The sequence below is a fragment of the Amycolatopsis saalfeldensis genome (genome assembly GCF_900110575.1).
Lineage (GTDB): Bacteria > Actinomycetota > Actinomycetes > Mycobacteriales > Pseudonocardiaceae > Amycolatopsis > Amycolatopsis saalfeldensis.
Genome location: NZ_FOEF01000002.1, coordinates 695445 through 708689 on the forward strand (window position 1 = coordinate 695445; position 13245 = coordinate 708689).

General features: G+C 70.2%; 13 protein-coding genes. 7 read left to right on the forward strand and 6 right to left on the reverse strand.

Annotated features, from left to right (window positions below; all coding sequences use genetic code 11):
• The first annotated feature begins 75 nt into the window (after positions 1-75).
• Positions 76-1629 carry an FAD-dependent monooxygenase gene (locus tag BMY97_RS07360; RefSeq protein WP_091614686.1) on the forward strand — a complete coding sequence of 518 codons (1554 nt, stop codon included), beginning with the start codon at positions 76-78 and terminating at the stop codon, positions 1627-1629.
• Here BMY97_RS07360 and BMY97_RS07365 read toward each other — a convergent pair.
• Positions 1597-2475 carry an EamA family transporter gene (locus BMY97_RS07365; RefSeq protein WP_245787192.1) on the reverse strand — a complete coding sequence of 293 codons (879 nt, stop codon included), beginning with the start codon at positions 2473-2475 and terminating at the stop codon, positions 1597-1599. The two genes, BMY97_RS07360 and BMY97_RS07365, sit on opposite strands and share 33 nt — an antisense overlap.
• Before the next feature lie 83 nt (positions 2476-2558).
• Between BMY97_RS07365 and BMY97_RS07370 the strand changes: the two genes are divergently transcribed.
• Positions 2559-3428, forward strand: a complete 870-nt coding sequence (locus BMY97_RS07370) for a LysR family transcriptional regulator (RefSeq protein WP_091614321.1) — start codon at positions 2559-2561, stop codon at positions 3426-3428.
• A 286-nt stretch (positions 3429-3714) separates the two neighbouring features.
• Here the strand turns inward: BMY97_RS07370 and BMY97_RS45830 are convergent, their stop codons facing one another.
• From BMY97_RS45830 to BMY97_RS07385, 4 genes are all read right to left on the reverse strand, one after another.
• Positions 3715-4269 carry a hypothetical protein gene (locus BMY97_RS45830; protein ID WP_143086142.1) on the reverse strand — a complete coding sequence of 185 codons (555 nt, stop codon included), beginning with the start codon at positions 4267-4269 and terminating at the stop codon, positions 3715-3717.
• 121 nt (positions 4270-4390) lie between these two features.
• Positions 4391-5611, reverse strand: a complete 1221-nt coding sequence (locus BMY97_RS07375) for a hypothetical protein (RefSeq protein ID WP_091614324.1) — start codon at positions 5609-5611, stop codon at positions 4391-4393.
• Between the two features lie 13 nt (positions 5612-5624).
• Positions 5625-5927 carry a hypothetical protein gene (locus BMY97_RS07380; RefSeq protein WP_091614327.1) on the reverse strand — a complete coding sequence of 101 codons (303 nt, stop codon included), beginning with the start codon at positions 5925-5927 and terminating at the stop codon, positions 5625-5627.
• Between the two features lie 17 nt (positions 5928-5944).
• Positions 5945-6568 carry an SAV_915 family protein gene (locus tag BMY97_RS07385; protein WP_143086143.1) on the reverse strand — a complete coding sequence of 208 codons (624 nt, stop codon included), beginning with the start codon at positions 6566-6568 and terminating at the stop codon, positions 5945-5947.
• A 258-nt stretch (positions 6569-6826) separates the two neighbouring features.
• Between BMY97_RS07385 and BMY97_RS07390 the strand changes: the two genes are divergently transcribed.
• Positions 6827-7261, forward strand: a complete 435-nt coding sequence (locus BMY97_RS07390) for an HD domain-containing protein (protein ID WP_425425236.1) — start codon at positions 6827-6829, stop codon at positions 7259-7261.
• Between the two features lie 210 nt (positions 7262-7471).
• On the opposite strand, the gene BMY97_RS07395 is transcribed toward BMY97_RS07390, so the two are convergent.
• Positions 7472-7912: a hypothetical protein gene (locus tag BMY97_RS07395; RefSeq protein ID WP_091614332.1), complete on the reverse strand. Its 441-nt coding sequence runs from the start codon at positions 7910-7912 to the stop codon at positions 7472-7474.
• 295 nt (positions 7913-8207) lie between these two features.
• On the opposite strand from BMY97_RS07395, the gene BMY97_RS07400 reads away from it, so the two are divergent.
• Genes BMY97_RS07400 through BMY97_RS07415 form a run of 4 tightly spaced genes read left to right on the forward strand, consistent with a single transcriptional unit; the run spans position 8208 to position 13243 of the window.
• Positions 8208-9833, forward strand: a complete 1626-nt coding sequence (locus BMY97_RS07400; protein WP_091614334.1) for an ABC transporter substrate-binding protein — start codon at positions 8208-8210, stop codon at positions 9831-9833.
• On the forward strand, positions 9830-10792 hold the full coding sequence (locus BMY97_RS07405) for an ABC transporter permease (RefSeq protein WP_091614691.1): 963 nt from the start codon (positions 9830-9832) through the stop codon (positions 10790-10792). The genes BMY97_RS07400 and BMY97_RS07405 overlap by 4 nt, the downstream gene beginning before the upstream one ends.
• On the forward strand, positions 10785-11621 hold the full coding sequence (locus BMY97_RS07410; protein WP_091614337.1) for an ABC transporter permease: 837 nt from the start codon (positions 10785-10787) through the stop codon (positions 11619-11621). Before BMY97_RS07405 ends, BMY97_RS07410 begins: the two co-directional genes overlap by 8 nt.
• Positions 11618-13243, forward strand: a complete 1626-nt coding sequence (locus BMY97_RS07415; protein WP_091614340.1) for a dipeptide ABC transporter ATP-binding protein — start codon at positions 11618-11620, stop codon at positions 13241-13243. Before BMY97_RS07410 ends, BMY97_RS07415 begins: the two co-directional genes overlap by 4 nt.
• The last annotated feature ends 2 nt before the right edge of the window (positions 13244-13245 follow it).

Consider the following 13245-nt stretch of genomic DNA (forward strand, 5'->3'; position numbering starts at 1 on the left):
GTCTACTGGCAGATTCCACACTGCACAGTGTAGTGTGGAATCTAGAGCGACCGGCACCTCCAGGAGGCAGTGATCATGAGCAGCACCACCGAAAACGCCCTGTTCGACACCGATCTGTTCGACACCGACGTGCTCATCGTGGGCGCCGGCCCGACCGGGCTGACGCTCGCCTGCGAACTCGCCCGCCGCGGCGTGCGGCACCGGATCGTCGAACGGCTCGAGACACCGAGCCGCACGTCACGGGGCAAGGGCTTGCAGGCCCGGAGCCTCGAAGTGTTCGACGACCTCGGCATCGCGGCCGAGATCCTCACCACCGGCGAGGTGAAGCTCCCGGTCCGCCTCTACGACGTCGACGGCGGCTGGACCGACCGCGAACCGCTCACGACGCCGTCCGCCATCGCCACGCCGTACCCGGAAATGCTCTGGATCGCCGAGTTCGACGTCGAGCGGGTGCTGCGCGAGCGGCATGCCCAGTACGGCGGCGAAGTCCGGTTCGGCACGGCCGTCACCGGGCTCACGGAGGTCGAGAGCGGGGTGGAGGCCGGGCTTCGCGGCCCCGATGGGCCCGGCGTCCTGCGCGCCCGCTGGGTCGTCGGCGCCGACGGCGGCGGCAGCATCGTGCGCAAGACACTCGGCATCCCGTTCGAAGGCGTCACCCGGCCGACTTCCTACTACCTGGGCGACGTGCGCACTCTCGACCTGGACCGCGGGCGGATGCACATGTGGGCGTCCGAAACCGGGATGCTCGCGCTGACCCCGTTGCCCGGCACCGATCTCTGGCAGTTCCAGTGCGCCGTGCCCACCTCGGCCGGCGGCTACGAGGAGCCGTCGCTCGAGCTGTACCAGCGGATCATCGACGACCGCGCGGGCGCCGGGCGCGTCCGCTTCACCGACGTGTCCTGGCTTTCGCTCTACGGCGCGAACGTGCGCCTCGCCGAGCACTACCGCGAAGGCCGCGTGCTGATCGCCGGCGACGCCGCCCACAACCACACCCCGGCCGGGGGCCAGGGCATGAACATGGGCATCCAGGACGCCTACAACCTCGGCTGGAAGCTCGCGGCCGTGCTCCGCGGCGCCGACCCGGCGCTGCTGGACACCTACGAGCCCGAGCGGCGGCCGGTCGCCGAGATCGTGCTCGCCGCCAGCACCGCCAAATCGGACCGGGTCCAGGACAACGCCCACAACGACGCCACACACCTGTCCACCGCGCTGGTCGGCCTCACCGACGACTTCACCCCCGGGCTCACGATCGCCTACCCGCGGAGCGCGCTGACCCACGACGGCGCGGGCCGCCGGGTCCCGTACGTCACCGGCCTGCGCGGCCCGGGTTTCGCCGGGACCACGGCCGACCTCGTGCGCGGTCCACATTGGGCTGCGCTCGCCTTCGCCGACGACACGGACTTCGAACTCGGCGCCCTGCGCCACGACGAGATCCGCCTGCACCGCATCGGCAAGGGGGCGATCACCGACCCGCACGATGCCCTGCGGTCGGCGTTCGGCGTCGAGGACAACACACTGGTCCTGATCCGGCCCGACGGCCACATCGCCCTCACCACGCCACTGCACCCTGCCCCGGTGCTGCCCGAAGCCCTCGCGTCATTCCTGCCGAACGGCGCCCACTCCGGCTGAGACGACCGGCTCGCGCGCCCCGGTCCGCTCCGCGCCGATGCCCGCCACCACCACGAACGCCACGCCGGCGAGGGCTCCCGCGTCCGGGATCTGGTGCAGTACAAGCAATCCGATGATCAGGGCCAGCGCGGGCTCCACGCTCATCAGCGTGCCGAACGCGGACGTCGTCAGCCGGCGCAGGGCGAGCATCTCGAGGCTGAACGGGATCACCGGGACCAGCAGCGCCAGGCCGAGCCCGGCGAGTACGAGCGGCCAGGTCAGGTGCCCGAACGCCGCGGGGCCGGCGACGGCCGTGCCGACCAGGCCCGCCACCGGCATCGACACCGCCAGGCCGCGGACGCCCGCCACCTCGTCGCCGACCCGCTGGGTCAGCAGGATGTAGCCCGCCCAGCAGACCGCCGACGCCAGCGCGTAGCCGACGCCCACCAGGTCCACGCCGCCGCGCCAGGGTTCGGTCAGCAGCAGCACGCCGACGGCCGCGAGCACCGGCCACAGCCGTTTCCCGCCGCTCCCCCGCGCCACCGCGACGGTCAGCGGGCCGAGGAACTCCAGCGCGCTCGCCGTGCCCATCGGCAGCCGGGCGACGGCGGCCATGAACATCATCGTCATGCCCGCGGTGACCACGCCGAGCGCGGCGCAGGCGAACAGCGTCGAGCGGCTGAACGCCGAAAGCCGCGGCCGGACCAGCACGAGCAGCAACACCCCGGCCCAGGCCAGGCGGAGGAACGCCGCGCCGCCTGGGCCGATCTCGTCGAACAGCCCCACGGACACCGCGAGGCCGAGCTGGACGCAGAGCATGGAGGCGATGGCGAGCGAGGCACCGGTGCGGGCGGAGGAAGGGAGCACGCGTCCAGGTAAGCCCAGATCGACCGTTCGCGTCCACGTGCCGATCGTGGACGTACCGTTCAGCGATCGTGGACAATGGCGGGATGGAGACCCGTCGCCTGCAGTTCCTGCTCGAACTCTCCCGGCTCGGCTCGATGCACGCGGTCGCCGATGTGCTCGGAACCACCACGTCGACGGTTTCGCAGCAGATCGCCGCGCTGGCCCGGGAAACCGGCACCCCGCTGCTGGAGCCGGACGGCCGCCGGGTGCGGCTGACCCCGGCCGGCCGGCGCCTGGCCGAGCACGCCGTGTCGATCCTGGCCGCCGTCGAAGCCGCGCGCGCCGACCTCGACCCGGCCACGGAGCCGGCCGGCACCGTGCGCGTCGCCGGGTTCGCCACGGCCATCCGGCGCTCCCTGCTGCCGGTCGCCGACCGGCTGGCCGGGCGGTTCCCGCGGGTGCGGCTGGTGATCAGCGAGTACGAGCCGGCCGAGGCGCTGGCGCAGCTGATGACCGACGACGTCGACCTCGCCCTGACCTACGACTACGACCTGGCGCCGGGCACGGTCGACCGCGCGGTCGAGGTCGTTCCACTGTGGACGGCCCCGTGGGGCCTCGGCGTGCCCGCGCCGGCCGCCGACGGCGGCGACACGCTCACGGTGTTCCGCACCTTCCGCGACCACGACTGGATCGGCAACTCCCGCAACCGCGCCGACGAGGACGTGCTGCGCACGCTCGCGTCGATGGCCGGGTTCAGCCCGCGCGTGACCCACCGGGCCGACAGCCTGGACCTGGTCGAAGACCTGATCGTCGCGGGCCCCGGCGTCGGGCTGCTGCCGCTGGACCGGCCGACCCGGCCGGAAGTCGCGCTACTGCCACTGACCGGCCCGGACGTGCGGCTGCGGTCGTTCGCCTGCACCCGCCGCGGGCGCGCGGCCTGGCCGCCGCTGGCTCTGGTCCTCGGGCTGCTCTGAGGCGTCAAGGACTCCTTGGCCAAGTTCCAACTTCGGGGACCAGCTGGCCAAGCTGAATCCGTGCAGGCCAGGAGCTACATTCGATTGAAGGCCGCCGTCTCGGGTGGCCTGTTCTCCCCCCGTCGGGTCGTCGAGACCGTAGCCGAGTAAGCCCCGATCCTGACCACTTCGACCTCCGGCTCGGCCTCGATCTCCGGGGAGGGCGGGATGCGGGGCAATGCGTCGATGCCGACTTCCGCTTCCTCGAGCTGGAAGAGCTCCCGCCACCCAGTGGTCGAGCGACGGTCTAGCCATCTCTCGGCAGCTTGAGCGTGCCGCGAGCAAGTTGATTCGTTTCCGCACCGTTCTTGACAGCCGAGTGCAGGATTCCGTTGTAGGTCAGGTCCCAAATTTGACGATCACTTTGGAGGAGGGTGACGCTGACCTGCAACTTTCGTCCGCCGGCATCGATAAGATGCAGGTTCAGGTCATTGCTGTAAGTATATGCCTTGATTGATTTAAGCTCGTAGACCCGAACCCATGACTTTCCTTCCATTACCCACTCGACCCCTGCCGCGCAGTTGGCCGCTTTGGCACTGAAGTACATCAGCACGGCAAAGAAAACCAAGGCCACCCAAACCTGCCAATAAGGCAGCCAGTTGACTTGAAAACCTCGTGAAATAAACAGGAAGGCGACGACGAAAACAAACAGTCCTATCGCAAAGATGACCGCCTTGCGCTTACTGGCTCGATACCAGACAAGAGTCGGCCCCTGCCCTGCGGGCGGGCGTGGCTTCCGAGACTTCGCAGTGTCCCGCCCTCGGTCGTGCTCCGGTGTTCCCTTGTCTGCGTCTGCACGCATGTACCCCGGTGCGTGAGGCGGGAAGGGCTGGCCGGTCTCAGGGTCAGGCTTAGCCGGCAGCCAATGGTCTCCAAGAGGTTCACCCTGGCGCGGCTCAAGCGGACGAGGGGAGCTGGGATCTTCAGCCATTATCGTAGCTCGATTCCACAATTTTATCGGCGGCCATGCCGCCAATGATGCCCCCGACAACTGCGCCAACTACTGTGCCAGCTACGGGTACTTCGGAGCCCATCGCGGCGCCCACCAGAGCGCCTCCAGCCCACCCTCCGGCAATCTGCCCACCGGTGGACGCAATGGTCGACACGGCCACCTTTCCCAGATCTTCGCCCATCGCTACATCGGCAACGGCACCTGTGACGGTAACGGCAGTACCCACAAGTGGAAGTCCCTTCAGGACGACCTTGCCGCCCTTAGCGAAAACATTGGCAGACTCGCCAAGCAGTGATCCCGGATTTGTGACAATAAACTGTCGAGTTCCTTCGGGGATTTTGTTCATCCATTTGCCAATGCCATCGGCACGGGCAGCCATTGTGCCTGATTTGGCGTTGGAGTCGGCTTCCCAAGCGCTGAGCACCGTTTTATCGCTGTCGGTGAGGTATTTACCGTTGGCAATCTTGTTGAAAACCTCTGCCGAGTCGCTGAGCTCCACCGAGAGTCGGGTGAGGTCGTTAACCGCTTCTTGGGAGCCTTTGATGGCGTCAAGGCCGCCGCCGAGCACCAAGAGGCTGATCTTCTTGAGGTCCTTCACCCAGCCGTCGATGCCGGTGGAGAGCTTGTCGAGATCCTCGTGGGCAGTGCGTTCGAGTTCGCGCGCGTCGGCCACGAGGTCTCGACATTCGCTGTACACGGGAGCTTGTTTGTTCTCCCGGTCGAGGTCGGCCTTGTACTGGGTCATTGCCGCGTTGTGCTCGATCGCCATCTGCTGCGCGTCGGCAGGAGACTGGGGTGAGCGTCCGCTGTCCATCGGCGGGCCTGGAGGTGCGGGTGCGGGTGGGTAGATCTCGCCCGGGGTGACCTTGAGGCCGACGGCGGTGGCCTTGCCGCGAGCGTCATTCAGTTTGCCGCGCACGGTGTCGAGGCGGTCGGCGAACGTGAGCAATCCTCGCCGGTACTCCTCGCTCCGGTCGAGCAGCGTGTCACCACCTTGCGTGGTTTCGGAGAGATCGTGGCGCATGATGTCCCCGGCCGGCCCTTCCCAGACGGCGAGAGAATGAGCCCGGACGTTGTTGCAAGCGGTGACGGCCTCGTGTTCGGCACCAATGAGGCGGCCGAGCCAGTCCGCAGTCGCCCGCACTGTCGCCGAGTCGCCCTTGAGTTGCGTGTCGAGGATCAAACTCCCCATGTTCCCCTCCTCACTACTGGGGGCCGTGCATGCCCTTGTCGAGCCTGTTCGCGGCTACATTCTCGACGGTGCCGTAACTGCCGTTGGAGCGGTGGATCTTGTCCGCGGTCTGCACCAGGACTCCACCGAGCCCAGCGCTCGACCCGACTAGCTTCGCCAACGCCTTGCCGACCAGTTCGGTGCTCGCCCCGCAGTCCGGCGTCACCGGTGCCTGGTTGGCCAGGCCGTTGAACGCGTCCGCGCCGCTGTGCAATTCACGCACCAAGCCATCGAGCCCGCCCGGGTCGACGCGATAGCCGCCGCGAGGTCCGGTCATGGCACATCCCCTCCTTGCTACGGTTTGTGGTCGAAGACCACGATGTCAGCGCCCAACTGGTAGCACGTCTCCTCCACCGTATCGGGAGGGATCGAAACCCATGGCTGCTTCGCACCACGGCACGCGCGCAACTGCTGAGGCGACGAGTACGCCAGCAGGGCGATCTCACCCGTTTCGAGTTCAAACAGCTTGATGTCGGCCTGGCTCGCACCCAGGCTGTGTGGTCGGGACGGCAGATACACCAAGCCCGAGGTCAATGAGTCGTCGGCGACGACCTCCGGCAACGGTCCATCCTGCGCGTGCTCTGGCAGCCCCTGGTCCAGCACGACACAGCTGAAACCCACCACGTGGCGGAGCCGCTTCAAGTCCGCGGCCGGGATCGTGACGAACAGCTGGCCCGAACCGCACCCGGCCACCAGCGCTTCGGCCGAGGAGAAGGCCACCAACGCCAGGCCATTGGACGCGGTCTCGCGCAGCTCCAAGGCGACTTCCGTAGCGCCCTCAGCCGGTGGCCGGATCGGCACCCACACCTCCGGCGGCAGGTAATCCACCTCATCGGCATCCAAAACCGCCGGCACGCGCCGTTTCCGCGCGCTCCTGTCCACCCGGTACCCCCTCCCAAAGCGGCCGGTGTCAGCCACGCACGTTACCGTGAGCGTCCGGCTGCCGAGTGTAACCTCCAGGCGGCTCACCAGGCAGTATTCCGGACAGTGATACGACTGTCACCCAAAAGGAGTACTCGAAACTGCCGCCGACTGTCCGGCTGCGCCGTCGCGAGGTGCCGATCCACCCTCAATGCGCTACGGCCCAGCCTTACTCGTCACCCCAGGCACTCGCCGCGTTCGGCTACGAACTCGGATTGCTCAAGCGCATCCGCCGGGCGGGGTGGTGGCACGCTGGTGTCCGGGGACCCGGAATCGGTCGATGAACACAGCTTGCGCGCTGCTCAGGTCGCGGCCTTCTCGCTGCGGAGGAAGGTGCCATCGCAGGAGACCCGCACCGGCGACATCCCGCACACCGCGGCGAAGCACATGAGCAAGCCCGAGCCCCGCGAGATCACCAACGATCAGACGGCCGCCCTGCCGGAGGCATCCCGGGGTCTGGTCCGGGCAGCGGTGGACGAGTACGAGACCCGGCAGACCCCCGAGTCTCGGTGCGCGAAGGACGCGGACAAGCTCGAAATGCTGCTCCGAGCCGTCGAATACCGAGACATCGGAGTCGAGCGCGTTGCCGGGTGGATCGACTCTGCTCGCAAGGGGCTCACGACCGAGATTGCCCGACGTATCGCCGAAGTCGCCGTCACCGTGTCCCCACCGGCCTGGCGGGACCGCTGAGCACGCACCGTGGCGGCGGCGCGGCATTGAAATCGCGGCTCAGTCCGGCCTGCACTTCGCACGCGCCCGAAGATTTAGGCCAGCGCCGCCGCAAGCGTGATGTACCTGCCGCCGCCGAACATGATCCCGACCCTGGCGCCGCTGGTCATCAGCTACCCTGAGTTGAAAGGCAGCTAAGGAGTCCTTGACGGCACGCGAGTGCGAGCCGGCTCAGCGGCGCCCGGCAGTCAGCACCACGAGGAACTGCCCGCCGCCCGGTTCGATCCCGGCGGTCACCGGCAGTCCCGGCACCAGCCGGGAGAAGCGGTCCACCAGCCAGTCCGCCGCTTCCTGGGCGTCGTCGCGGGTTGGGCACCGGGCCACTGTCTCGCGGCCGCCCTTGCGCTCCAGCCGGCCGGCGACGGCGATCAGTGGCGCGGGGTCGACCACGTACAGCCGCTCTGGCCAGGCGATGACCACCTTGACCGCGCCCTTGCGGGTGTTGCACCCGCGGTGCGCCAGCCGCTCGGCGACCTTGGCCTTCCGATCCGCGGTCCGGCTGTCGACGCTGGGGCCCCGCGGATCGTTCACCGACATTCCGGGGTCGACCGGCTCGTCGCACACCCAGCAGCGCCAGCCGTCACGCTCGGCCACATCATCGAGGAGACTCACCCGGGCAAACTAGCCTGCCCGCCCGCCGCGGCCGTCACCGCACCCGGGCAGGCCGCACCGGCCGCCGGGCGGGTGTTCCCGCGGAGTGGACGGGCTGGACGTACAAAACCCGTTCCTGCTCACGGTTCCCGTCCCGGCACCGCACGATTTCCCTTGCCTGTCAACGAGATGTTCGCCGGCGGCCGCGATCTGGGAATCCTGCCCACATCCTGGAAAGGGGTTCAGCTCGCCCCCGGGGCGGTGTGAGCTGGCGGCGGCGCGAAGCCTGCGCCGTCCCCACCACAGGAGGATCTCCGTGCCCGGCCACTCCCCGTACCGTCTCCTGCGCGCCGCCGCGACGGCACTTCCGCTCCTGCTGCTCGCCGCCTGCGCGTCCGCGGGCGGGGCCGGCGCGGGCGACGCCGGGCCGCCGCGCCCGGGCGGCACCCTCCGTCTCGGCCTTTCGTCCAATCCGGACTGCCTCGACCCGCAGCAGGTGAGCACCAACGCCGCGCTCAACGTCGGGCGCCAGCTCGTGGACTCGCTCACCGACCAGGACCCGAAGACCGGCGCGATCACCCCGTGGCTCGCCGACAAGTGGACGGTGAACGCCGATTCCACCAGCTTCACCTTCCACCTCAAGCCCGGCGCGACGTTCTCCGACGGCACCCCGGTCGACGCGAGCGCCGTGAAGACCAGCTTCGACGGCATCAAGGCGCTCGGCGCGAAGGCCCTGCTCGGCGCGAGCTACCTGGCCACCTACCGAAGCTCCACGGTGGTCGACCCGGCCACCGTGCGGATCGACTTCACCGCGCCCAGCGCGCAGTTCCTCCAGGCCACCTCCACGATGTCGCTCGGCGTGCTGGCTCCCGCGGCGTACCGGAAGACCGCGGAACAGCGTTGCCAGGGCGAAGGGCTGCTCGGCTCCGGCCCGTTCGTCTTCACCAGCTTCAAGCCCAACCAGGAAGTCGTGCTCGCCAAGCGCACCGGTTACCACTGGGGGTCCCCGCTCTGGGCGCACCAGGGCGAGGCGTACCTGGACAAGGTCGACTACAAGATCGTGCCCGAACCCGGGGTGCGGACCGGCAGCCTCGCCTCCGGCCAGCTCGACGCGATCACCGACGTCCAGCCCGTCGACGAGCCCCAGTTCGCCGCGGGCGGCGGCTTCACCGAGCCGGTGCGGCCGAACCCGGGCATCGTGTTCGACCTGCACGCCAACGTCACGCGCGGGGTGCTCGCCGACGTGAAGGTCCGCCAGGCGGTGTCGAAGGGCATCGACCGGCCCGAGGTGACCAACACCGTGCTGACGAAGAACTACAAGCCGGCCACCAGCATCCTCGGCTCGGCCACCCCGCTCTACACCGATCTGTCCAAGGAGCTCGCCTACGACCCGGCCGGCGCCGAGGCGCTGCTGCAGGCCGACGGCTGGATCCCGGGCGCCGACGGCATCCGCGTGAAGAACGGGCAGCGCCTGAGCGCGTCGGTGATCTTCTCCGCGGTCTTCAACCAGAACCAGAGCGTGCTGGAGCTGATCCAGCAGCAGCTGCGCAAGATCGGCTTCGACCTGCAGATCCAGCTGCACACCAACGCCGAGACCACGCAGCTGCAGCAGTCCGGGAACTACGACTTCCTCTGGTACAACGTCACCCGCGCCGACCCGGACATCCTGCGCCAGCAGTTCTCCACCAAGACCGGCAACCGCAGCAAGCTGGCCCCGGGCAACCCGCTCGACGCCGTGCTCGACCGGCAGTCCTCGACCGTCGACCCGGCCGCCCGCAAGCCCGCCGCCGAACAGGCGCAGCGGCTGATCGTCGAGCAGGCGTACGCGATCCCGGTGTTCGAGCTGACGCAGGTGCTCGCGCTCGGGCCGAACGCGCACGGCGTCGGATTCGAGGCCTCGTCGCGGCTTCAGCTGTTCGACGCGTGGGTGTCGGCCGCATGAGGGTGCACCCGGTCGTCCGCCGGCTGCTGCAGGCGGTGATCGTGCTGTGGGCGGCGTTCACGCTCTCGTTCGTGATCCTTTACCTGCTGCCCGGCGACGCCGTGCTCACCAAGCTCGGCGGCGCCGACGGCGGGGTCACCGCTTCGCCGCAGCAGATCGCGGAGGCCCGCGCGCAGTACGGCCTCGACGAACCGGTCCTGGTGCAGTACGGGAAACGCCTGGCCGACGCGCTGCACGGCGACTTCGGCACGTCGGTGTCGACCGGCGACGACGCCACGCACATGGTGCTCACCGCCCTGCCGCCGACGCTCGCCGTCACCGGCCTCGCGCTGGTGCTCGCCGTGGTGCTCGGCGGCGGGACCGCGATTCTCGGGACGTACACCCGGGTCCGCGCGGTGCGCCGGTTCCTGCTGTCGCTGCCGCCGCTGGGCACCTCGCTGCCGACGTTCTGGGTGGGGCTGCTGCTGATCCAGCTGTTCTCCTTTCGGCTGCGGCTGTTCCCCGCGCTGGGGGCGAACGGGTTCGCCTCGCTGGTGCTGCCCGCGATCACGCTCGCCCTGCCGACCGGCGCGATCATCGCCCAGGTGCTCGCGAAGAGCCTCCGCACGCAGCTCGCCGAGCCGTACATCGAGATCACCCGCGCGAAGGGCGCCAGCCGCCGTCGTGTCCACTTCGGACACGCGCTGCGCAACGCCGGGCTGCCCGCGCTGACCCTGGTCGGCGTCGTCGCGGGCAACCTGCTCGCCGGGTCCGTGGTGACCGAGACGGTGTTCTCCCGCGACGGCCTCGGCCGGGTCACCGCTTCGGCCGTCACGGCGCAGGACATCCCGGTGGTGCAGGCGGTGATCGTGCTGTCCGCGCTGTTCTTCGTGCTGCTCAACCTGGTCGTCGACCTGCTGTACCCGCTGCTCGACCCCCGGGTGGCCGTCGTCCGCGAGAAGGTGAGCGCTGATGGCTGACCTCGCCCTCCGCCAGAACGGCCGGCTCCTGGTGCGCCGCCCGGGGCTGGTGCTCTCGGTGCTGGTCCTCGCCGCGGTACTGCTGGCCGCCTTCGCCCCGGCGCTGTTCACCTCCTACGACCCGATCGCGGGCGTCCCGGCCGAACGGCTCCAAGGCCCGTCGGCCGCGCACCTCTTCGGCACCGACGAGACCGGCCGTGACGTCTTCGCGCGCGTGGTGCACGGCGCGTCGCTTTCCTTGCGCGCCACCGTGCTCGCGGTCCTGGTGGCGTTGATCGCGGGCGCCGCGCTGGGCCTGCTGGCCGGCTTCCGCGGCGGCTGGGCCGACGCGCTGGTGATGCGGGTGGTCGACGTGCTGCAGGCCGTGCCCGCGATCCTGCTTTCGCTCGCGCTGGTGACCGGGCTCGGGTTCGGCACCACGAACGTGGCGATCGCCGTGGGCGTGGCCAACCTGGCCGCGTTCGCCCGGCTGATGCGGGCCGAGGTGCTGCGGGTCCGCACCGGGGTGTTCGTGGAGGCCGCCCGCGCCGGCGGAGTGCGCTGGACCGGGGTGCTGACCCGGCACGTGCTGCCCCACGCGCTCGGCCCGGTGCTGGTGCTCGCCACGATCACGTTCGGCACCGCGGTGCTGGAGGTCTCGGCGCTGAGCTTCCTCGGTTTCGGCGCGACCCCGCCCACCCCGGAGTGGGGCGCGCTCGTGGCGGGCGGGCGCAACTTCCTGGCCACCGCGTGGTGGATGACCACCTTCCCCGGGCTGACCGTCGCCGCGGTGGTGCTGGCCGCCAACCGGCTTTCCCGGGCCTTCGACGGCGAACGGAGCGGACGATGAGCCTGCTGGAGATCACGGACCTGGGGGTGGCCTACCACACCCGGTCCGGTGTGGTGCCCGCCGTGCACGGCGTCAGCCTGAGTGTCGACGCCGGCGAGATCGTCGCTGTGGTCGGCGAATCCGGCTCCGGCAAGAGCACCACCGCGCACGCGGTGATCGGCCTGCTCCCGGCCGGCGGCCGGGTCACCGCCGGCGGGATCACCTTCGCCGGGCGCGACCTGACCCGATTGTCCGAAAAGGACTGGCAGGCGGTCCGGGGCACGGAGATCGCGCTGGTGCCGCAGGATCCGACGGTGTCGCTCGACCCGGTCCGCCGGATCGGCGACCAGGTCGCCGAGGTGCTGCTGATCCACCGGCTCGCCCCGCGCCGGGCCGCCGGGGCCCGGGCCGTCGAGCTGTTGCGCCGCGCCGGGATCGACCGGGCCGAGGTGCGCGCGAGACAGTACCCGCACGAGCTGTCCGGCGGGCTGCGGCAACGGGTGCTGATCGCGATCGCGCTGGCCGGGGACCCGAAGCTGATCATCGCGGACGAGCCCACCAGCGCGCTGGACGTGACCGTGCAGCGGGAGATCCTCGATCACCTCGAGGCGCTCGCCGCCGAGTCCGGCACCGCCGTGCTGCTGATCACCCACGACCTCGGCGTGGCGGCCGACCGGGCCGCGCGGATCGCGGTGATGTCGCAGGGCGGCCTCGTCGAGCAGGGCCCGGCGCGGGAGATCCTGGCCTCGCCCGCCGAGCCGTACACCCGGCGGCTGCTGGCCGCGGCGCCCAGCCTGACGCGCGAGCCGCTGCGCCCGCGCCGTGACGAAGGCCCGGACGTGCTGCTGTCCGTCGACGGCCTGGTGAAGACTTTCGCCTTGCCCCGCAACGGTTCCGCGCCGCGTTCGGTGCGCGCTGTCGACGGGGTGTCCTTTCGGCTCACGCGCGGCCGCACGCTCGCGTTGGTCGGCGAATCGGGCTCCGGCAAGACCACCACCGCTCGGATGGCGGTGGGACTGGAGACGCCGAGCGCCGGCACCGTCACCTTCGACGGCCAGGACGTGACCCGGCTGCCCGCCGCGGAGCTGAGACGGCTGCGACGGCGGTTCCAGCTCGTCTACCAGAACCCGTACGCGTCACTGAACCCGCGCTTCGACCTCGAGGAGGTGGTCGGGGAACCGTTGCGCGCCTTCGGCATCGGCTCCCGCGCCGAGCGGCGGGCCCGGGTCGCGCAGCTGCTGGACCAGGTCGCGCTGCCCGCCTCCGCACTGCGCCGCCGTCCCGCCGAGCTCTCCGGCGGCCAGCGCCAGCGCGCGGCGATCGCCCGGGCCCTGGCGCTCAACCCGGACCTGGTGGTGCTGGACGAACCGGTGTCGGCACTCGACGTGTCGGTGCAGGCGCAGATCCTCCGGCTGCTGGTGGACCTGCAGGACGAACTGGGCCTGACGTACCTGTTCATCACCCACGACCTCGCGGTGGTCCGCGAGATGGCCGATCACGTCGGCGTCCTGCGGGCCGGCCGCCTGCTCGAACTCGGCCCCGCCGACGAGGTGCTGGGCACCCCCCGGGAGGACTACACCCGCGACCTGCTGGCCGCCATCCCGGGCGGCGCCCACCAGGATTCCGCGGCGCGCCTGGCGTAAGG

Bases quoted from the DNA above. Each gene is read 5' to 3' on its own strand.
- BMY97_RS07360 (WP_091614686.1), top strand. From the start codon at position 76: ATGAGCAGCACCACCGAAAACGCCCTGTTCGACACCGATCTGTTCGAC.
- BMY97_RS07370 (WP_091614321.1), top strand. From the start codon at position 2,559: ATGGAGACCCGTCGCCTGCAGTTCCTGCTCGAACTCTCCCGGCTCGGC.
- BMY97_RS45830 (WP_143086142.1), bottom strand. From the start codon at position 4,269: ATGCGTGCAGACGCAGACAAGGGAACACCGGAGCACGACCGAGGGCGG.
- BMY97_RS07375 (WP_091614324.1), bottom strand. From the start codon at position 5,611: ATGGGGAGTTTGATCCTCGACACGCAACTCAAGGGCGACTCGGCGACA.
- BMY97_RS07380 (WP_091614327.1), bottom strand. From the start codon at position 5,927: ATGACCGGACCTCGCGGCGGCTATCGCGTCGACCCGGGCGGGCTCGAT.
- BMY97_RS07405 (WP_091614691.1), top strand. From the start codon at position 9,830: ATGAGGGTGCACCCGGTCGTCCGCCGGCTGCTGCAGGCGGTGATCGTG.
- BMY97_RS07410 (WP_091614337.1), top strand. From the start codon at position 10,785: ATGGCTGACCTCGCCCTCCGCCAGAACGGCCGGCTCCTGGTGCGCCGC.
- BMY97_RS07415 (WP_091614340.1), top strand. From the start codon at position 11,618: ATGAGCCTGCTGGAGATCACGGACCTGGGGGTGGCCTACCACACCCGG.